Raw genomic sequence first — 19,320 nt, forward strand, 5'->3', positions numbered from 1 at the left:
TAGTAGCATGGCGAAACGATTATGTAAGATGAGCCGCAAACAGATTGCTGAAAGTCTGGGTGATATTCACCGTCTAGTGGTGGCGCCTAAGTTTGTCTGTCGTTCTTGTGCCCGTTCTTCTGCCTCGAAAGATACCTTGTGTAAGCCTGCTGCGATTCCTCCTCAAAAATGCCAAGACAAGCCGCTGTCCGAGCAACAGGCTTGTGGTTTGCTGGCGGAAGCACTGCCAACCTCGTCCTTGACTCAAGATTCGCCAATTATCATGGCGCCAGAACAAAGCGCAGAGAAAGCCGCGATCGTGAAGCGTGTAGTGGAACGGGTGAAAGAGAAAAAACTAGCAGCGAAAGTCGCAGCCGTCACTTCAACCACTAAGCTAGAGGCGCCAGCAATGTTTGATTTATCAGATAAGAAAGCGCTGAAGAAGGCGAAAAAAGCGGTTAAGAAACACTACAAACAGCAGAAAAAGTTGCTTAAATTAGCCAAAAAGCAGCAAAAATTACTCAAACGCCAACGCAAGCTTGAAGCTCGTAATGCCAAGCTAGAGGTGCAGCTACCAACGCCACCTAATGCGTTGATGAACACAAGCTCGCAAGCCAAAGTGCATTAATCAAATCAACAAAAACGCTCTCCAGTTGGAGAGCGTTTTTGTTTTTAGGGGCTGAGTTTGGCTACTTGTTGGCGTAACTCATCTCTACGCGTTTTTTCACCCAAGTCTCGTTAATCCACAGCGACAGCATGATGATTGCACCGCCAATAGCAAGTCGCATCACATCAACATCGCGGTTCCAAATTAAGATATTCACAATCAAACCAGCAGGGACGAGTGCGTTGTTCATTACCGCAAGTGCTCCAGCATTCACCATGGTTGCGCCCTTGTTCCACGCGAAATAACCAAAACCCGATGCGATCAAACCAAGGTAAGTCAGAATGCCCCATTGCGTTGCTGTGGTTGGCATCTTGTCTAGGTTCCCCATCAGAGCAAAAGCAACGGTCGCCACACACAGTGCACCTAAGTAGAAGTAACCAAATACGGTGTGCTGTGGCAGCTCAACCGATTCGGTTTCCATAATGTACTTGTAGCCGACCTGACCGATGGCAAAACACAGGTTCGCCCCTTGTACGACCAAAAAGCCCATCAAGAAGTTTTCATTGATGCCCGCAAACTTAATCCACGCCGCGCCCAGCACCGCAATTGCCGCTGTAACCAAATACCAAGGCGAAAATCGACCTTTCAAGAAGTCATAAATCAAGGTGACGTAAATAGGGGTAAATACGGTGAACAGCAGTACTTCTGGTACAGAAAGGAGTAGGAAAGACTGGTAGTAGAAGCAATACATTAAGCCGAGTTGGAAGCCACCCACGATCATCAATTTCGCGATCAGCGATTTGCTTACGCCACGGAATTTTAAGAAAGGAATGAAGACCAAGCTTGCCAGCGCAACGCGCATGAAAACGGAAAACCAAGAATCTACCTGACCGGCAAGATAAACGCCGATCAGGCTAAATGAGAATGCCCAAAGTAGGGTAACTGCGGATAGATAAGCCATGGATGAGAATCTTTATCAACAACAAATGTGCCCGCAGTCTAACCAAGTTTTAAGGTCGAGCCAACGCAAATCAGTCTTTTAGCGGTACGACCAGCATGTCGACAGGTGAGCAGTTAATAAGCTGACGCGTCGAAGAAAGAATCTTGCTCCAGAAATCTTGGTGATGACCACAAACCACCAAATCAATGTTGTAGTCCTGAATGGTATCGCAAAGCTCGTTACTCAAATCACCGCTACCGACTAACGTATGCGTGATTGGGTACTCTGCGTATTCTTCAAAATTCGCTAATTGTGTACGAGACGCTTCCATCGCTTGGTGCTGCGCCTCCGCCATGTTGATGTCGATAAGCCCGGTGTAAAGCTCGGCGTAATTCACATCGATATGAATGAAAGAGACTTTCGCATCCAGAGGTTTAGCCAGCGATACGGCTTTCTTAATCAACACTTTACTGTCGTCTGAGAGGTCGACTGCCACAAGTATGTGTTTGTAACTCATATTGCTATCTCCTTGATAAGGTCATAGTGTCAGATTAGCACTAAGTGTCAGAAAATTTTGCTGAAGTGATCTCATATCAATATCGTAGGTACAAAGTCTTGCCTCAGTAATCATGTTATAGTGGCGTTATACCCAAGTGACTTCAAGACGTGGGATTCAGAGCTTTGTCACTGATTCGAGCGCAAGGAAAACATTGCAGCGTAATAGTTCGCTCTTACCAAAATGTTTGACGAAGAGATCGGTTCAGTGACAAGCTCCCAAAGGGCGAGTTATCTTGGCTTGCAAACATTGTTGACGATTATTGATTTAGAACCACTAGATCTTCAAACCGTCGCCTCGTCTGCAAACCAAGCTATTCTCGCTGAACCCACCCATCTTGAGGTTACTTGGGTATATTGCATGCACATAAATAGGAGTTAACATGCTGTCTCAAACTATGGTTGAACAATTGAATGAGCAAATTAACCTAGAATTTTTCTCATCCAATCTATACTTACAAATGAGTGCTTGGTGTGAAGACAAAGGTTTTGAAGGTGCGGCTGAATTTTTACGCGCTCACGCCGTAGAAGAAATGGAGCACATGCAACGTCTTTTCACTTACGTGAGCGAAACTGGCTCAATGCCAATCCTAGGTGCAATTGAAGCACCAAAGCATGACTTTGCTAGCCTAGGCGATGTTTTCCGTGAAACCTACGAACATGAGCAAATGATCACGGAAAAAATCAATAAATTGGCACATGGTGCATTTACAAGCCAAGACTACTCTACGTTTAACTTCCTACAGTGGTACGTGGCTGAACAGCACGAAGAAGAGAAGTTGTTTAAAGGGATTTTAGATAAGATCGAATTGGTTGGTGAAGATGGTAAGGCATTGTTCTTCATCGATAAAGATCTAGCACAAATGGCGAAAGAAGGTTCATCTTCAATTATGGATGCTCCAGCTGCATAACGCGTTCTCAACGCGCTAAGTAGCGGGTTAAGGACGAAGCATTGATCGTCTTTATCTCTTGAGCATCATTGAAGATGTAGGGAGGAAAAGATGATCAGTGGAGACACAATCTTATTTGCGCTAATGGTAGTAACGGGAGTCAATATGGTCCGTTATCTCACCGCTCTTCGTTCTCTTATACACATCATGCGTGAAGCGCATCCTTTGCTTTATCAGCAAGTGGATGGCAATGGATTCTTCACCACCCATGGTAACGTCACCAAACAGGTGCGGTTGTACCATTACATTAAGAGTAAAGAATACCACCATCACCACGATGAGCTCTTTACTGGCAAGTGTGAAAGGGTGCGTGGGTTATTCATTTTATCGACCGCTTTACTTGGTGTAACCCTACTGGCAGCCTTCATTTTATAGGCCAGTAAGCAATGCTTGGAATTTAAGCGCTTTTCCCTCTCGACTTTTGTCGATAGAATAGCGCCCGCAGAAAGCAAGGATGTGCATCACGCACATCCTTTTTTATTTTTGGATATACCAATCTAAATAAGTAATTGAGCGTTACCCATGAGTAAGAAATTTGATGTTGTTGTAATCGGCGCAGGTGCGGCGGGTTTGATGTGTGCAGCAGAAGCAGGCAAACGCGGACGCAGTGTGCTCGTGCTGGATCATGCGAAAAAGCCAGGACGTAAAATCCTTATCTCAGGTGGTGGTCGTTGTAACTTCACTAACTACGACGTCTCAGCGAGCAACTACTTATGCCAAAACCCACATTTCGTGAAATCGGCATTGTCTCAGTACACCAACTGGGACTTTATCTCGATGGTCAGCAAGCATGGCATCGAGTTTGAAGAGCGCGATCACGGACAGCTGTTCTGTGTTGATGCATTTACCGCAAAAGACATCGTTAAGATGCTACTAGCAGAATGCGACATGCCAAATATCCAACAACGCTACCAATGCGATGTACATTCGATCGAGAAAACCGATGCGGGCTTCCGTCTGCATGCGGGTACTGAAAACATCGAATGTGAATCTTTGGTGGTGGCTACCGGCGGTCTGTCGATGCCTAAATTGGGCGCGACGCCATTTGGCTACAAGATTGCTGAGCAGTTTGAGCTTCCGGTGATTACGACTACGGCAGGTCTGGTGCCATTTACGCTGCATAAAGAAGACAAAGAAGATTTCGCTGAACTATCGGGCATTGCGATCCCGGCAGAAATCACCGCGCAAGACGGCACCATGTTCAGAGAAGCGCTGCTGTTTACTCACCGCGGCTTGTCTGGTCCATCGGTGTTACAGATCTCTTCATTCTGGCGAGCGGGTCAAAAGGTGACGATTAACCTCGTACCAAACGACGACATCGCCGAACTGCTAGAACGCAGCCGCGAGAAGCACCCGAACCAATCTCTAAAGAACACGCTTGCAAAAGTGCTACCAAAGCGTTTGGTTGAAGTGCTGATTGAACGTAAAGAATTGGCAGACAAACCTCTTAAGCAGTTCAACCAGAAAGAGATGGCAACCATCGTTGAGCGTCTAGAAAACTGGGCGGTTGCACCAAATGGCACAGAAGGCTATCGCACCGCAGAAGTGACCTTAGGCGGCGTAGATACCGATCACCTGTCTTCAAAAACCATGGAATGTAAGAACATCAAAGGTTTGTACTTTATCGGTGAAGTGATGGACGTAACCGGCTGGTTAGGTGGCTATAACTTCCAATGGTGTTGGTCGAGCGGCTTTGTCGCTGGGCAGTGGGTGTAAACAAAATTTTCTGTAGGCTGAGCATTATCTAAGCTCAGCCTATCCTTCACTTCAAAACACCATATAGTCTCGTGGGCATGTTGCTTTGGCCGGGAACTCTTTTTCTGAGCTATGCAGCTGCACATCAATGTGCGATATCAACGCTTGGCTATTGTCTATCTCATATTCAATATTGAACGTGATGGGCTCATCGTTTGAGTCTTTGCCATTTACACTAAGGCAGCCATAGTTGTTGAAATACGCCTCATAGACACTACTTGTCGACCTCATCAACTGTTTGAAAAGTAACTGTTCTTTTATTGTTGGAGAGCTTACTTCGACACCTGTGAGTGCCTCCTTCGAGAAATACTGCAAATAAGTCTCTAAGATATTTTCCTCTGATGCGTTTGCCAAATAGTTAGCATAGGTTGCGAGCAATGAGGGCGGGGGTGATTGGGCGTGCGCAGTGGTAAAGACCATGACACTAAGCACGATTAATATTGAGTTCTTCATTTTTTGCTTCTTCCCCTTCGCATCTCAACAAGCCTGTGCAGTTTGGGCTTGGATGTCGAATTAATCAGAAGAAGTTTCGAGAAAGCCCAGATAAAACATGCTGATGTTTTATCCGAGCAGATTACTTTTGAGAGCGATCTCTAACGAAACAACTTCTCGGCGCGAACTGGGGCGCTAAAGCGGAAGCCTTGTCCGTAGATACAGCCGCGCTCGAATAGGTATTGAGCTTGCTCGTCGGTTTCGATGCCTTCGGCGACCACTTTCAATGACAGGGTTTGTCCCATCGCGATGATGGCATTCACGATCGCATTGCTGTCGGTATTGCTTGGAACATCGCTTACGAAAGAGCGGTCGATCTTCAATTTGTTGATTGGCAAACCTTTGAGGTAAGACAATGACGAGTAACCGGTACCAAAGTCATCAAGAGAGATCTCAATGCCCATCTCGCGCAGTAAATTCAGCGATGCGATGGCCTGTTGTGGGTCAATCAGCAAGAAACTTTCAGTGATTTCCAGCTCTAGACGGTGCGCCGGGAACTCGGTCTCTTTGAGAATTACACCAAGTTTGCTGATGAAGTCTGATTGTTGTAGCTGAAGAGCGGATACGTTCACCGCGAGCTTGCCAAATTCAATGCCGTTATCCAGCCATGTGCGACCTTGCAAACAAGCTTGCTCCAAGACCCATTTACCAATGCTTTGAATCAAGCCGGTTTTCTCTGCAATCGGGATAAAGTCCGCTGGAGAAATCATCCCAAGATCGGGATGCTGCCAACGCAGTAAGGCTTCTACGCCAACCAGTTCGTTGGCACTTAAGTTGTATTGCGGTTGGTATGCTAAATGAAGTTGGTTTTTCTCAATCGCTTCATGCAGAGCAGACTGCATACGCACATGAGATACGGATTTATCGGTCAAATCTGGTGAGTAGAATGCGTAGCCGTTACGACCGTTTTTCTTCGCCAAGTACATGGCGGTATCGGCATTCTTGAGCAAGGTTTCGCTGTCTTGTCCGTCTTGAGGATAACGTGCCACGCCTACGCTGGTGGAGATACGTAAAGATTCGTTCTTACTGACTTCAAAAGGACGGTTGAACAGGCAGAGTATGTCCTCAATGGTGTCGATCAGCTGCGAATCCGACTCGATATTCGGCAATATAATCACAAACTCATCGCCACCAATACGTGCTACATGAGCGCGTAAGTGCAACACATCTTGCAGACGTTCAGCGAGCTTAGTCAGGAGCTGGTCGCCACAGAAGTGCCCCATACTGTCGTTGATGTGCTTGAAGTGGTCGATATCGAGGAACAGGGTCGCAAACGCGTGTTGATGTTGCTGACCACTCTCGATGTGCTGTTCGAGCAAGCTGATCAAATGGGTACGGTTAGGCAGGTTGGTCAATGGATCGTAAAAGGCCATGCGTTGCAGTTTTTCTTCATGAGCTTTACGTACAGAGATGTCCTCGAACACACAGATGTAGTTAATCAGATGGTTTTTATCGTCCATCACCGCACTGATGGTGGCGAGCTGCGGGTAAATGCTGCCATCTTTTTTACGGTTGATGAATTCGCCTTTCCACTGACCTTTGTTTTCTAACTGACGCCACAACTGTTGGTAAAACTTGCTGTCATGGTGCCCAGAACGCAGGATGTTGGGGTTCTTACCGATCACTTCTTCGGCTGTGTAGCCAGTGATATGGGTGAAGGCGCTGTTCACATCGAGAATATTGGCTTTACGGTCGGTGATCACCATCCCTTCGTGGGAGTTATCGAAGATTTTCGATGCCAATGACAACTGAGTTTCCACCATCTTTCGACGAGTGACGTTACGTGTCATGCCTAAAATGCCGACGAGCTCACCGGTTTGGCTGCGGATTGGGGATTTGATGGTTTCCAACCAGGTTGGGTTGTTGTTGTCATCAATGAGAGTGCATTCTTCGACGGTATTTTGGCTACCAGTCGCGATCACCAACTGGTCGGTATCAATGAACTTCTTCGCTCGACGACTGCTAAACAACTCGAAGTCATTCTTGCCAACAATGTCACTGCCCGTCATTTGCCAAGAGTCTTCAACGCTGCGGTTGGTCATCGCATAACGACCATCGGTACTTTTTATCCAAGTGTGGTCTTCTAAGCAGTCGATGAACTCTTGCAGTGATGGCAGTAACTCTGGCAATTGAACATCGTGGCGCTTCTGCTCTTTATGATAAGTCTGAGCAACATCAAAGCCGACGCGTCCCGCTAATGCGCTTAACCACCCAGAAATAACAGTATTTTGCTCAGTTGGATGAACTAAGGCGAGCGCAGCAAACAGTTCTCCGCTCGGCAGCCATACCGGGCAGTAACTCAAGGTTTGGCTTTGAAAGGGCGTTTGTTCAACAACGAGTTGAGGATAGGTAAAGCACTCAGTGGCAGGATCGAGAATCGCGACTACTTCACGATGATGCTGCGGCGATGTGACGACCTCACTCAAACGCCATTGGCGAGTGTAGCTGAACGTATAAAGCTGACCGTGCGCCTGTGTGGCATCACAGCATTGTTGCAGAGCCTGTTTCCAGTCAGTCATCAATGCAGGGGAGATAGCGAAGCGAAACATAATTAATAAAGCATCCTGAAACGCCCTTGGATTTGAATGTTGAACATCTGACTAGACGTAAATATCGGGCTTTGGCTATATCGTATCCAAAGCCCAGACAAATCCAAGCAAGGAACACTTCATTAATCGGGTAAACTGTTAGCTAGCTCTCTTTTTTATAAATCGCGTCTCATTTTTGCAATGGTTTCGGGCGATGTTACTGAGCGTTGTTTGCCTGTTTTTGCTGCTTGCCAAACTTCACTTGTTGAATGACCAAACCGCTGATGATCAGCACCAAGCCAATCAAAGTGGATGGATGAATCTCTTCGCCAATGATAGTAGAAAGCAGTATGAGTGAGATGAACGGTGAAGCAAAAATCAGATTGCTGATGCGCGCTGTGTTCTCGGTTAACTTTAGTGCAGATAGCCATAACACGAAGGTTACGCCCATCTCAAACAGACCAACATAGGTCACTGCCGCCCAACCTTTCGCGGTGATCTGGCTCCAATTTGCGCCTTCGTAAATACTTAAGCCAATCGCAAAGGGAATCGCCACCAGAAAGCCCAATAGTACACCTACTACAGGGTCGGCTTTGTTTTTGGTGTTGAGAATCCAGTAACTTGCCCACAGCAATGTAGAAAGCAGCGCTAGCCCGACACCAAGTGGGCTTTCGAACTCCATTCCCAACACATTGCCTTTGGTGGCAATCACGATAACGCCCAAATAACTAAAACCACAAGCAATCCAGTCTTTGCTGCGGATCTTCTGACCTAAGAAAACCGCTGCCATTAAGGTGAGTGTGATCGCCCAGCTGTAGTTGATTGCCTGCGCTTGAGAGGCTGGCAGTAAGTCGTAGGCTTTAAACAGAATAAGGTAGTACGCTAGCGGGTTAATCAGCCCAAGTAGTAAGTAGTACCAAGGGTTGGAAAGGAATGTCGAGCTGAGCTGATTCAACTTCCCCTGTACACCACATACCATGATGAGTGCGATGGCCGAGACAATACTCGCCATGGTCAGCATCTGAATCGGTGTGAATTCCGCCAAAGTCAATTTAAATGCGGTCGCTACTGTTGACCAAAGTAATACCGCTGATAGCCCAAATCCTAGGGCGCGACGCTCGTTCATGATGCCTCTGTGTGATGATGTACCGCTCATTGCTGTTGGTTTGAGCTAGTGTGAGAATGTTGTACGGAGTGCCTAGTGTATGCGAGGATTTTTCATCCAACAAACTGGACATTTATCCAGTATGTAAATACCATTATTAGAGATAAAAAACACAGGCTAACTCGCTATTATGCAATGGATTCTTGAGCATCAATCTCTCATTTTGTCTTCTCTTTTTACCGCAACCATCAGCGGTGTTGCAGTGGGTTGGTGGGTCAAACAACGCTTTGCCACGCAAACTCAGTTGCTCGAACAACAACTCTCTTCTGAAAAACAGCTTCATCAACAACAACTTGAGCAAGTGAAGCAAAACCTCTCCGATGCGCAGCAGGAATTGGATGAGCTCGATGATGAACGCGATAAAGCGGCATTCGAGGTGCGCCAAACTCATGGTAAATTGATGGCGGCGATGGAAAAACTGCGCTATTTCGAAGCCGTGAAGCAAGAGCGTCAGCAGTATTTTGATGAGCTAGGTCAGATGCGTGAACACAAATCGCGCCTTGAAACTCAGCTTCGTGAACAGCAAGCGCGCCACGAGCAAATCAACCAAGCCAATGCGGAAAAACTGCAAATTCTTGAGCAAGCAGAAACGCGTTTGAAGCAGCAATTTGAGCACTTAGCGAATCAGTTGTTTGAAGAGAAAACCGCCAAAGTCGACATGCAAAACCGCCAGAGTTTGGAAGGTTTGCTGTCTCCACTGAAAGAGCAGTTAGAAGGGTTCAAAAAACAAGTTAACGACAGCTTCAGCCAAGAAGCCAAAGAGCGTCACACCTTGGTGCATGAGTTGAAGAACCTGCAACGTTTGAATGAACACATGACCCGAGAAGCGGTCAATCTGACTCAAGCGCTGAAAGGTGACAACAAACAGCAAGGCAACTGGGGTGAAGTGGTTCTGGCTCGTGTCTTGGCAGAGTCTGGTTTGCGTGAAGGGCACGAGTATCAAACTCAGGTGAGCTTGCAAAACGAAGCCGGCAAACGCTATCAACCGGATGTGATTGTTCACTTACCGCAAAACAAACAAGTGGTGGTCGATTCGAAAATGGCGTTAGTGGCGTACGAGCGCTACTTCAACGCAGAGAACGACATTCAACGAGAGCAGGCGCTGAGCGATCACCTAGCCGCGCTGCGCGCGCACATCAAAGGCTTGAGTCTTAAGGATTACCACCAGTTAAAAGGCATACAGAGCTTAGATTATGTGTTGATGTTTATTCCGGTAGAGCCGGCATTCCAAGTTGCGATTCAAGCTGACCCAAGCTTGGTTAAAGATGCAATGGAACAAAACATTATTTTGGTCAGCCCGACCACTTTGCTGGTGGCGCTACGTACGATAGATAACTTGTGGCGTAACGAACGCCAAAACGAAAACGCCCAATTGATCGCTGAACGTGCTGCGAAGCTGTATGACAAACTGCGCTTGTTTGTAGACGATATGGAAGGGCTTGGCGGCGCATTAGACAAAGCCAACCAAACGTACCAAGGGGCGATGAATAAGTTGGCGACAGGGCGTGGCAACGTGATCCGTCAGGCGGAGAGCTTTAAGCAACTCGGCGTTGAGGTAAAACGTCCTATTTCTCCTGACCTTGCTCAGTTGGCGCAGACGGAGTCATTTTCGGAAAATGCTTCTTTAGTAGAAAGACATCCGGCTGAGGATAAAGTAAACTAATCGCCCGCAGTACAGTGGGCGAATATATTTGTCAGCAACCGCCCCGAAGTGAGAAAGTGCTGCCCAAGAGGAATCAGAATGACGGACACAAGTGTGCAATCAAATACAGCGTTAGATAACGACACTACCCACTTTGGTTTTACCACAGTGGCAAAAGACGAAAAAGTGACCAAAGTTGCCGAAGTTTTTCACTCAGTGGCAGCGAAATACGACATCATGAATGACTTGATGTCCGGCGGCGTTCACCGCCTTTGGAAGCGATTCACTATTGATTGCAGTGGCGCTCGTCCAGGTCAACGTGTTCTTGACCTAGGTGGTGGTACTGGTGACCTGACGGCGAAATTCTCGCGCATTGTTGGCGACCAAGGTCACGTGATCCTAGCGGACATCAACAACTCAATGCTGAATGTAGGTCGTGACAAACTGCGCGACAACGGCATTGTAGGTAACGTGCATTACGTTCAAGCGAACGCAGAAGAACTGCCATTCCCAGATGATTACTTCGACGTGATCACGATTAGCTTCTGTCTACGTAACGTCACCGATAAAGACAAAGCGCTGCGCTCTATGTTCCGCGTATTGAAGCCAGGTGGTCGTCTGTTGGTGCTTGAGTTCTCTAAACCAGTCCTAGACCCACTATCCAAAGTGTACGACGCGTACTCTTTCCACCTATTGCCGAAGATGGGTGAGCTAGTGGCAAATGACGCAGACAGCTACCGTTACCTAGCAGAATCTATCCGCATGCACCCAGACCAAGACACGCTGGAAGGCATGATGAAAGAAGCGGGCTTCGAAAACACCAAATACTACAACCTAACGGGTGGTATTGTGGCGCTGCACCGCGGCTACAAATTCTAAGGATAAGCGGTATGCCATTTGAACCTCTTATCACTGCCGTTATTGAAACGACATTAAATACGCTGATTAAAGACGATCCTGAATTGGGTCGTCGTTTGTCACGTCTTAAAGGTCAGGTGATTCAAATTCATCTGAAAGAAATCAATAAGACGCTGACGTTCATCTTCAGCCAGCAAATTGATGTTTTGGGCAACTACGAAGGTCAACCAGATTGTTATCTGTCACTGAATCTAAGCGTACTGCCTGAGTTGCGCGATCAAGCCAACATCACTCGCCTTATCAAACAAGACAAACTTGAACTTGAAGGTGACATCCAATTGGCACAGAAATTCTCTCAATTGATGGTGGATTGCAAACCCGATATCGAAGAGTGGCTGTCTCGCGTGACGGGTGATGTCGTGGCACATACTTTTATGCAAGGCACCAAAAACGTCGGCGGTTTCTTTGCTTCTCAAGCAGAAAAACACCAGCGTCATCTTGCTCAAGTAGTAACAGAAGAGTGGAAGCTGGCGCCAGCACCGCTAGAAATTGCCCACTTCTGTGACCAAGTGGACGACGTACGCAGCCAAGCCTCTCGCGTTGAAGCGCGCCTAAACGCATTACTAAACAAATTCGATTCGGATAAGCCTGCGCTGGAGAACTCATGACGCCAGCAGAAATAAAACGCTTATACCAAATCATTAAAGTTCAGCTGGAATACGGCTTGGATGAGTTGCTGCCTGATCATCAACTGACCAAAGCGCCGCTTTTGATGCGCAAAAGCCTATTCTGGATTAAGAACAAGCACCCAGAGAAACCGCTGGGTGAGCGCCTTCGTCTCGCTCTGCAAGAACTTGGTCCGGTTTGGATTAAGTTCGGTCAGATGATGTCGACTCGCCGTGACCTTTTCCCTCCGCATATCGCTGATCCTCTTGCGCTTTTGCAAGACCAAGTTGCGCCATTTGATGGGCAGTTAGCGAAAGAACAAATGGAACTCGCTCTGGGCGGTCCATTAGAAAACTGGTTTACTGAATTTGATATCAAACCGTTAGCGTCTGCGTCGATTGCTCAGGTGCATACCGCGCGATTAAAAGACACTAACCAAGAAGTGGTATTAAAGGTCATCCGTCCAGATATTCGTCCGGTCATTGATTCAGATCTAAAACTGATGCACCGAATGGCGCGTATAGTCGCCGGAGCGATGCCTGAAGCACGTCGTTTGAAACCAGTTGAAGTGGTTCGTGAGTACGAAAAAACCTTACTTGATGAACTCGATTTGCGTCGTGAAGCGGCGAACGCGATTCAACTGCGTCGTAACTTCGAAGGCAGTGAAGAGCTTTATGTACCAGAAGTTTTTCCTGACTTTAGTAATGAAACTGTCATGGTTTCTGAGCGAATATATGGCATCCAAGTCTCTGATATTAAAGGCTTGGAAGCGAATGGCACCAATATGAAATTGCTCGCGGAACGCGGTGTGAGTGTGTTCTTCACTCAGGTGTTCCGAGACAGCTTTTTCCATGCCGACATGCACCCGGGCAACGTGTTCGTTAAACCGGAGCATCCAGAGAATCCGATGTGGATTGGGCTGGATTGCGGGATCGTTGGTACACTTAATAGTGAAGACAAACGCTATCTGGCGGAAAACTTCCTCGCTTTCTTCAATCGTGACTACCGCCGCGTAGCGGAATTGCACGTTGATTCGGGCTGGGTACCTGCTGATACCAATGTCGATGAATTTGAATTTGCGATTCGCATTGTGTGTGAGCCAATCTTTGCCAAGCCACTTTGTGAGATCTCTTTCGGTCACGTATTGTTGAACCTGTTCAACACAGCGCGTCGATTCAATATGGAAGTGCAGCCGCAGCTTGTATTGCTACAAAAAACGCTGTTGTACGTCGAAGGTCTGGGCCGCCAGTTATACCCGCAACTTGATTTGTGGGAGACCGCGAAGCCTTTCCTTGAAGAATGGATGATGAACCAAGTTGGTCCGCAAGCTTTAGTGAATGCCATTAAAGACCGCGCGCCGTTTTGGGCAGAAAAGTTACCGGAACTGCCGGAGCTGCTTTACGATAGCCTGAGACAAGGTAAAGCCATGAATCAACGCATGGATCAGCTTTATCAAGGTTACCGTCACAGCAAGCGTCAGCAGGCGACAGGAAAGTTTTTATTTGGCGTTGGAGCCACTTTAGTCGTATGCTCGGCAATATTGGTGGATAACGCTTATGAGCAGCTATCGATCGCTAGCGGTATCGCAGGGGTCACATTTTGGCTGCTTAGTTGGCGAGCTTATCGTCGATAGACGTTAAACTCTTGAAATAATTTTGTTTAAAGACCCGAGGTAAAAAGAATGGGTGGTATCAGTGTTTGGCAACTTCTAATCATTGCTGTAATTGTTGTATTGCTATTCGGAACTAAGAAACTACGCGGTATCGGTGGCGATCTGGGTGGTGCCGTTAAGGGCTTCAAAAAAGCAATGAGCGAAGATGAGCCTGCGAAGAAAGACGACAAAGACGCAGACTTCGAGCCAAAAAGTCTAGAAGAGCAGCAAAAGAAAGAAGCAGCTCCTGAATCGAAAAAAGACAAAGAGCAGGCGTAAAACGTGTTTGATATCGGTTTTTGGGAACTGGTATTAATATCTGTTGTTGGTCTGGTTGTTCTTGGTCCCGAGCGTTTGCCACATGCCATCCGCAGTGTCTCTCGTTTTGTCGGTGCAGCGAAGAGTATGGCAAACAGCGTCAAAGACGAGTTGTCACACGAGCTGAAAGTTCAAGAACTGCAAGAAAACTTGCGCAAAGCTGAGCAAATGGGGATGGATGATCTGTCTCCTGAGCTAAAATCTTCGGTCGAAGAATTGAAGAAAGCGGCGCAATCTGTAAACCGCCCTTACGCGGAGCCAACCAAATCAGAAGCGGAGCCTAAACAAGAGGCACCTGCGACTGAAACCGTTGAGAAAGCGGAAGAGATTAAGGTTACAGCGGCAGATAAGAAAGCCGAATAGTCTCATTAGGAGGAGCTACTAGTGATTGGTAGCTCCTTTTTGATCAGGTTTTAAAAAAGAGGTTTGCCATGTCTACCGTCGAGCAGACACAACCTTTAATTAGTCATTTATTAGAACTTCGCAACCGACTGCTTAAAGCCATTGCTGCAGTATTGGTGGTGTTTGTTGGACTAATTTACTTCTCTAACCACATCTATGAGTTTGTCTCAGCTCCTTTGGTAGAGCGTCTACCTGAAGGTGCCACGATGATTGCAACCGATGTGGCTTCACCGTTTTTCACGCCTTTGAAGCTAACCTTGATTGCTTCGGTGTTTATTGCGGTGCCGTTTATCTTGTACCAAGTGTGGGCATTTGTTGCACCGGGCTTATACAAGCATGAACGTCGATTGATCATGCCATTGCTGTTTTCTAGCTCACTGTTGTTCTACTGCGGTGTGGCGTTTGCTTACTTCGTGGTATTCCCACTGGTGTTTGGCTTCTTTACCGCCATCTCTCTTGGTGGGGTGGAGTTCGCAACCGACATCTCGAGTTACCTCGACTTTGTACTGGCGCTGTTTATGGCGTTTGGTATCGCGTTTGAAGTGCCTGTAGCGATTATCTTGCTATGTTGGACTGGCGCAACCACACCACAAGATCTGAAAGAGAAGCGTCCATACATCATCGTGTGTGCGTTTATTGTCGGTATGCTATTGACGCCGCCAGACATGATCTCGCAGACCCTACTGGCAATTCCTATGTGTTTGCTATTTGAGGTGGGTTTGTTCTTCGCGCGTTTCTACACACGTAAAGACGACGAACAAGAAGAAGTGGAAGAGTAATTCCAAACTTCAATATTGAAAAAGCGGCGTACAGCCGCTTTTTTGTTTAACTTCAATCATCACCTGATTCGTCTGATGTGCCCGCATCGAGAACAGACATACACTTCTTTAATTCCCAGTAGTTTCTCCCACCAATGACGCTGCCGGCGTTGCAAGTAAATTCCATGGTTACACACAAGTGTCCCTACTTTTGTTGTTTATTTGGTATGACCTTAAGTAATGCTGCTCTCTATGTTAAATGCTCTCTCGATATGAAATTCAACAGCTTATAGGTCAAATTAATACGGCAAAATTGAGAGGAATAAAATTCTGATTAAGTGTAGGAAGAGAATGTTGAAATTGCGGAGGGAGGATTAAATCGAGGGAAAGTGAAGCAATTTCAACTGTGTAACGACTTGTGACTTGTCGAGTTAACGATGAGGGGAAAGGCGACCCATAAAGAGTCGCCTTATTGCGGTTGGATTGGACTGAGCCAATTATCTCAGCTTAAGGACGTGGCCGCATTTAGAGCAGACATACACTTCCTTAATGCCTAAGATTTTTTCAAAAAAAGTTCGTTGCCGACGCTGTAAATAGATTCCGTGTTCACACATTTTATGACTTCCATATTCATTTTTATGAGTATGCGTCAACAAGTATAGGCAGAGATTTTGTCTTGTTTTTGAGATTGAAAAACTTGTTAAACGTTCATCTTAACGTATGCGATGTTTATAAAAATTTTGTGTAAATGTTTTGTTTGTCAGTAACTTGAGTTGCAAATTTGAACTGCCATCTCATTATGGTTTCACTTTAATGATATGTCCGCATTTAGTGCAAATGTAGATCTCTTTAATGCCTACCAGTCTTTGCAGTAGCGTGCGCTTTTGACGTTTTAGGTAAATACCATGCTGGCAAGTATTCATAGGTTGCCCACTGTGTTGAATGTGTGGGCAATATTTTAGGAAGGACAAGTGTTACATCTCAATAGCACATTATTTATACTTTCAAATATAATGCCATGAAATATAAGAAGTTGTTTGATTGTAACTTATATAAGTGCGGGTATTAGCTTAGGTTAAACAATGCCTCAGCGTTTTTGGTTGTAATAGCATCAATTGCTTCAACGTTCTCTCCGCGTAATTCCGCTACTCGCGCAGCCACCAAAGAAGTGTAAGCGGGCTCGTTACGTTTCCCACGATGCGGTACTGGCGCAAGGTAAGGGCAATCTGTCTCTAGAATCACCCAATTCATGTCCAGATGCGGGATAACCTTATCCATACCACCATTTTTAAATGTAGAGACACCACCCAGACCTAAGTGGAAGCCTAGCTCATTGATTGCTTGCGCTTCTTCTACGCTGCCACCAAAACAGTGGAATACACCACGCAAGCTGCCGTCTTGTTCTTGACTAAGTAAGGTCAGCGTTTCTTCAATTGAGTCACGTGTGTGGATAACGACAGGTAAATTCATCTCTTTTGCCCAGTTTAACTGAGTCACAAACGCCATCTCTTGTTCTGCTCGGAAGGTTTTATCCCAGTACAGATCGATACCGATTTCACCCACTGCAATGAAGTTGTGCTTTTCAAACCAGCCACGAATGATTGCTAGTGTTTGCTCGACATTGCCATCTACGTAACATGGATGCAAACCCATCATAGAACGACAAATCTCAGGATAAGCCGCCTCGGTTTTTAGCATCGGCTCAATAGATTCAAGATCGATGTTCGGCAGCAGAATTTTATCAATGCCTTGTTCTAAAGCGCGCTTCACCACCTCGTCGCGGTCGTTATCAAATTCGCTAGCGTAAATATGAGCGTGAGTATCGATCATGGTTGGTCTCTATGGGTTATCGGTGCATGGAATTAGTGAGAAGTATACTTGAGTGTGAGTGCTGGGTCATTTTCGGTTTTTTTCATGCCGTTTTTCCATATTGCTGCTCGCAAGGTGCATCAAGAGTGATATGATTTTGCCACCAGATGATTTGATCATCGTAACCTTCCAGACAAGGAGAAAGTGGTGTCTGTATCAATTCAAGGTCCATTCCCTGCACGCCGTATGCGCCGTATGCGTAAGCACGATTTTAGTCGTCGTCTGATGGCTGAAAACCAAGTTTCAGTAAACGATTTGATTTACCCAATGTTCATCCTGATGGGCAAAGATCGTCGTGAAAGTGTTGAATCGATGCCGGGTGTAGAACGTTTGTCGATTGATTTAATGCTAGAAGAAGCACAATACCTAGCAAACTTAGGCGTACCAGCAATCGCGCTTTTCCCTGTCGTAAACCAAGACGCTAAAAGTTTATGTGCTGCTGAAGCTTACAACCCAGAAGGTTTGGTTCAGCGCGCAGTACGTGCATTAAAAGAGCACGTGCCTCAAATCGGCGTGATCACAGATGTGGCACTCGACCCATTCACTACACATGGCCAAGATGGCATCATCGATGAAGATGGCTATGTAATGAATGATGAGACAACTGAAGTACTTGTAAAACAAGCGCTGTCTCATGCAGAAGCGGGTGCAGATGTGGTTGCACCATCAGACATGATGGATGGTCGTATTGGTAAAATCCGTGAAGCACTAGAAGAAGCGGGTCACATCCATACTCAAATCATGGCTTACTCTGCGAAGTATGCATCAAACTACTACGGCCCATTCCGTGATGCAGTTGGTTCATCAGCGAACCTAAAAGGTGGCAACAAGAAAAACTACCAAATGGACCCTGCGAACACGGATGAAGCGTTACATGAAGTGGCTCTCGACATCAATGAAGGCGCAGACATGGTGATGGTTAAGCCAGGCATGCCTTACCTTGATGTGGTTCGCCGAGTGAAGACTGAGCTTCAAGTTCCAACCTTCGCTTACCAAGTTTCTGGTGAATACGCGATGCACAAAGCGGCCATCATGAATGGTTGGTTGAAAGAGCGTGAGACTGTGATGGAATCGCTTCTTTGCTTCAAGCGCGCAGGTGCTGATGGCATCCTGACTTACTTCGCGAAAGATGTAGCAGAATGGCTAGCGGAAGAAAACGCACAAACTGCAGAGCACTTAGTGAAAGCGCAAGAAGCGACAGACGAGTAATTATCGCTCAATGAGAAAAGCCAGACCGACAATTGTTGTCGGTCTGAATATACCCAAGTACCCTCAAGACGGAATACAAACGGCTTGAAGTTACTTGGGTATATTTATTTCTGGAGAGTAAGACAATGACAATGCTGATTCGTGAAGGCACGCTGGAAGAAGCGATCCAAGTGGTGGCTCGTGTTACTGAGTTTGCTCGTGGTGAAACGGTTGAATCTATGGCGGAGCGCCTTGGAGAGAAAAAGAGCCTAACTTTAGTAGCTGAGAAAGCTGGGACGATCCTTGGTTTTAAAATTGGCTACGAATTAGATGATTACACCTTCTACAGTTGGTTTGGTGGTGTGGCCCCAGAAGCGCGCAATGAAGGTGTGGCGCAGATGTTGTTGGAAGCACAAGAAGACTGGGTCGCTGAGCAGGGTTATAAGACGTTAAAAGTAAAATCGCGCAACCAATTTCCTGCCATGCTTCGTCTATTGCTAAGAAATGACTACATCATTGAAAAATTTGAAGAAAAGTCGAATTTACGTGAGTCTCGAGTCCACTTCATTAAAGCGCTATAAAAATAAATGAGATTTTTTCTCATTTAGTTGTTGACTGTTAAATGAGAATCATTATTATTAAACCTGTCTTAGGGAATGAGGAAAGTTCACAAGGACGTTGAATTGCTAATTAACTGCAGTTTATTAACTGAGTGTTGAGAAGGTGATGAAACAATTTTCCCAGAACTTGCACGAATTCTTTTTGACACGACATTGCTCACATTGCTTCCAGTGTAATTTATAGCTTCTTGGTTAAGCTGCCATACAAATGGAAATAGCTTCACCACTTCTGCTAGGCGACCCAATTGGGTCGCTTTTTTCTTTTCTGAGATTTCTAATTGACGCCTCTATTGGTAACTTTTCCACATGACATGATCATTTTAGGATCGTTGATCTTCTCGCCTGTTGGTATTTATTTTTAATAAAAACATGTACTT

At 46.1% G+C, this 19,320-nt stretch carries 19 protein-coding genes; 13 read left to right on the plus strand and 6 right to left on the minus strand.

All coding sequences use genetic code 11. The annotated features are described in order from the left end of the window. Positions 1-7 precede the first annotated feature (7 nt). A complete protein-coding gene (locus GXP65_RS12910) occupies positions 8-607 on the plus strand; it encodes a hypothetical protein (RefSeq protein ID WP_162092991.1) in 600 nt (199 codons plus the stop codon). Positions 608-668: 61 nt separating this feature from the next. On the opposite strand, the gene GXP65_RS12915 is transcribed toward GXP65_RS12910, so the two are convergent. Together GXP65_RS12915 and uspA are read right to left on the minus strand one after the other, a co-directional pair. Next, positions 669-1,547: a carboxylate/amino acid/amine transporter gene (locus tag GXP65_RS12915; protein ID WP_045402681.1), complete on the minus strand. Its 879-nt coding sequence runs from the start codon at positions 1,545-1,547 to the stop codon at positions 669-671. A gap of 70 nt (positions 1,548-1,617) precedes the next feature. Next, entirely contained in the window at positions 1,618-2,043 is a 426-nt protein-coding gene (gene uspA, locus GXP65_RS12920; protein WP_005430021.1) for a universal stress protein UspA, read from the minus strand. Between the two features lie 421 nt (positions 2,044-2,464). Between uspA and ftnA the strand changes: the two genes are divergently transcribed. From ftnA to GXP65_RS12935, 3 genes are all read left to right on the plus strand, one after another. After that, on the plus strand, positions 2,465-2,992 hold the full coding sequence (ftnA, locus tag GXP65_RS12925; RefSeq protein ID WP_005429998.1) for a non-heme ferritin: 528 nt from the start codon (positions 2,465-2,467) through the stop codon (positions 2,990-2,992). Positions 2,993-3,082: 90 nt separating this feature from the next. Continuing rightward, the gene (gene uspB / locus GXP65_RS12930) at positions 3,083-3,406 is read left to right on the plus strand and encodes a universal stress protein UspB (protein ID WP_045380797.1); all 324 of its coding nucleotides are present in this window, start codon (positions 3,083-3,085) and stop codon (positions 3,404-3,406) included. Between the two features lie 147 nt (positions 3,407-3,553). Further along, the gene (locus GXP65_RS12935; protein ID WP_162092992.1) at positions 3,554-4,747 is read left to right on the plus strand and encodes an NAD(P)/FAD-dependent oxidoreductase; all 1,194 of its coding nucleotides are present in this window, start codon (positions 3,554-3,556) and stop codon (positions 4,745-4,747) included. Positions 4,748-4,798: 51 nt separating this feature from the next. Here the strand turns inward: GXP65_RS12935 and GXP65_RS12940 are convergent, their stop codons facing one another. From GXP65_RS12940 to GXP65_RS12950, 3 genes are all read right to left on the minus strand, one after another. Next, positions 4,799-5,239 (minus strand): hypothetical protein, encoded by a 441-nt coding sequence (locus tag GXP65_RS12940; protein ID WP_162092993.1) that lies wholly within the window; start codon positions 5,237-5,239, stop codon positions 4,799-4,801. Between the two features lie 140 nt (positions 5,240-5,379). Then, complete coding sequence (locus GXP65_RS12945; protein WP_162092994.1) at positions 5,380-7,827, minus strand: EAL domain-containing protein; 2,448 nt, start codon at positions 7,825-7,827, stop codon at positions 5,380-5,382. 196 nt (positions 7,828-8,023) lie between these two features. Further along, positions 8,024-8,932, minus strand: coding sequence for a DMT family transporter (locus tag GXP65_RS12950; RefSeq protein ID WP_162092995.1), 909 nt, complete (start codon positions 8,930-8,932; stop codon positions 8,024-8,026). 169 nt (positions 8,933-9,101) lie between these two features. Here GXP65_RS12950 and rmuC point away from each other — a divergent pair, with 169 nt between their 5' ends. From rmuC to tatC, 7 genes are all read left to right on the plus strand, one after another. Next, positions 9,102-10,634: a DNA recombination protein RmuC gene (rmuC, locus tag GXP65_RS12955; protein ID WP_005430064.1), complete on the plus strand. Its 1,533-nt coding sequence runs from the start codon at positions 9,102-9,104 to the stop codon at positions 10,632-10,634. 78 nt (positions 10,635-10,712) lie between these two features. Further along, positions 10,713-11,492 (plus strand): bifunctional demethylmenaquinone methyltransferase/2-methoxy-6-polyprenyl-1,4-benzoquinol methylase UbiE, encoded by a 780-nt coding sequence (gene ubiE / locus GXP65_RS12960; RefSeq protein WP_162092996.1) that lies wholly within the window; start codon positions 10,713-10,715, stop codon positions 11,490-11,492. Positions 11,493-11,503: 11 nt separating this feature from the next. Next, on the plus strand, positions 11,504-12,139 hold the full coding sequence (locus GXP65_RS12965) for an SCP2 domain-containing protein (protein ID WP_162092997.1): 636 nt from the start codon (positions 11,504-11,506) through the stop codon (positions 12,137-12,139). Next, complete coding sequence (gene ubiB, locus GXP65_RS12970; protein WP_162092998.1) at positions 12,136-13,770, plus strand: ubiquinone biosynthesis regulatory protein kinase UbiB; 1,635 nt, start codon at positions 12,136-12,138, stop codon at positions 13,768-13,770. Before GXP65_RS12965 ends, ubiB begins: the two co-directional genes overlap by 4 nt. 48 nt (positions 13,771-13,818) lie before the next feature. Then, positions 13,819-14,067, plus strand: coding sequence for a Sec-independent protein translocase subunit TatA (gene tatA, locus GXP65_RS12975; protein ID WP_005429959.1), 249 nt, complete (start codon positions 13,819-13,821; stop codon positions 14,065-14,067). Between the two features lie 3 nt (positions 14,068-14,070). Then, positions 14,071-14,469 carry a Sec-independent protein translocase protein TatB gene (tatB, locus tag GXP65_RS12980; protein WP_005430029.1) on the plus strand — a complete coding sequence of 133 codons (399 nt, stop codon included), beginning with the start codon at positions 14,071-14,073 and terminating at the stop codon, positions 14,467-14,469. A 68-nt stretch (positions 14,470-14,537) separates the two neighbouring features. Further along, the gene (tatC, locus tag GXP65_RS12985) at positions 14,538-15,287 is read left to right on the plus strand and encodes a twin-arginine translocase subunit TatC (protein ID WP_005429982.1); all 750 of its coding nucleotides are present in this window, start codon (positions 14,538-14,540) and stop codon (positions 15,285-15,287) included. A gap of 1,044 nt (positions 15,288-16,331) precedes the next feature. On the opposite strand, the gene GXP65_RS12990 is transcribed toward tatC, so the two are convergent. Then, on the minus strand, positions 16,332-17,096 hold the full coding sequence (locus GXP65_RS12990) for a TatD family hydrolase (RefSeq protein ID WP_162092999.1): 765 nt from the start codon (positions 17,094-17,096) through the stop codon (positions 16,332-16,334). Positions 17,097-17,282: 186 nt separating this feature from the next. On the opposite strand from GXP65_RS12990, the gene hemB reads away from it, so the two are divergent. Then, a complete protein-coding gene (gene hemB, locus GXP65_RS12995; RefSeq protein WP_005429984.1) occupies positions 17,283-18,344 on the plus strand; it encodes a porphobilinogen synthase in 1,062 nt (353 codons plus the stop codon). Positions 18,345-18,469: 125 nt separating this feature from the next. After that, on the plus strand, positions 18,470-18,904 hold the full coding sequence (locus tag GXP65_RS13000; RefSeq protein ID WP_162093000.1) for a GNAT family N-acetyltransferase: 435 nt from the start codon (positions 18,470-18,472) through the stop codon (positions 18,902-18,904). Positions 18,905-19,320: the final 416 nt, after the last annotated feature.

Origin of the sequence: Vibrio sp. LB10LO1 (assembly GCF_010092875.1) — a bacterium.
In the GTDB taxonomy this organism is placed as follows: Bacteria; Pseudomonadota; Gammaproteobacteria; order Enterobacterales; family Vibrionaceae; genus Vibrio; species Vibrio campbellii.

Excerpts from the sequence above, each read along its gene's own strand:
- GXP65_RS12910 (WP_162092991.1), top strand. The coding sequence starts at position 8 with ATGGCGAAACGATTATGTAAGATGAGCCGCAAACAGATTGCTGAAAGT.
- GXP65_RS12915 (WP_045402681.1), bottom strand. The coding sequence starts at position 1,547 with ATGGCTTATCTATCCGCAGTTACCCTACTTTGGGCATTCTCATTTAGC.
- uspA (WP_005430021.1), bottom strand. The coding sequence starts at position 2,043 with ATGAGTTACAAACACATACTTGTGGCAGTCGACCTCTCAGACGACAGT.
- ftnA (WP_005429998.1), top strand. The coding sequence starts at position 2,465 with ATGCTGTCTCAAACTATGGTTGAACAATTGAATGAGCAAATTAACCTA.
- uspB (WP_045380797.1), top strand. The coding sequence starts at position 3,083 with ATGATCAGTGGAGACACAATCTTATTTGCGCTAATGGTAGTAACGGGA.
- GXP65_RS12935 (WP_162092992.1), top strand. The coding sequence starts at position 3,554 with ATGAGTAAGAAATTTGATGTTGTTGTAATCGGCGCAGGTGCGGCGGGT.
- GXP65_RS12940 (WP_162092993.1), bottom strand. The coding sequence starts at position 5,239 with ATGAAGAACTCAATATTAATCGTGCTTAGTGTCATGGTCTTTACCACT.
- GXP65_RS12945 (WP_162092994.1), bottom strand. The coding sequence starts at position 7,827 with ATGTTTCGCTTCGCTATCTCCCCTGCATTGATGACTGACTGGAAACAG.
- GXP65_RS12950 (WP_162092995.1), bottom strand. The coding sequence starts at position 8,932 with ATGAACGAGCGTCGCGCCCTAGGATTTGGGCTATCAGCGGTATTACTT.
- rmuC (WP_005430064.1), top strand. The coding sequence starts at position 9,102 with ATGCAATGGATTCTTGAGCATCAATCTCTCATTTTGTCTTCTCTTTTT.
- ubiE (WP_162092996.1), top strand. The coding sequence starts at position 10,713 with ATGACGGACACAAGTGTGCAATCAAATACAGCGTTAGATAACGACACT.
- GXP65_RS12965 (WP_162092997.1), top strand. The coding sequence starts at position 11,504 with ATGCCATTTGAACCTCTTATCACTGCCGTTATTGAAACGACATTAAAT.
- ubiB (WP_162092998.1), top strand. The coding sequence starts at position 12,136 with ATGACGCCAGCAGAAATAAAACGCTTATACCAAATCATTAAAGTTCAG.
- tatA (WP_005429959.1), top strand. The coding sequence starts at position 13,819 with ATGGGTGGTATCAGTGTTTGGCAACTTCTAATCATTGCTGTAATTGTT.
- tatC (WP_005429982.1), top strand. The coding sequence starts at position 14,538 with ATGTCTACCGTCGAGCAGACACAACCTTTAATTAGTCATTTATTAGAA.
- GXP65_RS12990 (WP_162092999.1), bottom strand. The coding sequence starts at position 17,096 with ATGATCGATACTCACGCTCATATTTACGCTAGCGAATTTGATAACGAC.
- GXP65_RS13000 (WP_162093000.1), top strand. The coding sequence starts at position 18,470 with ATGACAATGCTGATTCGTGAAGGCACGCTGGAAGAAGCGATCCAAGTG.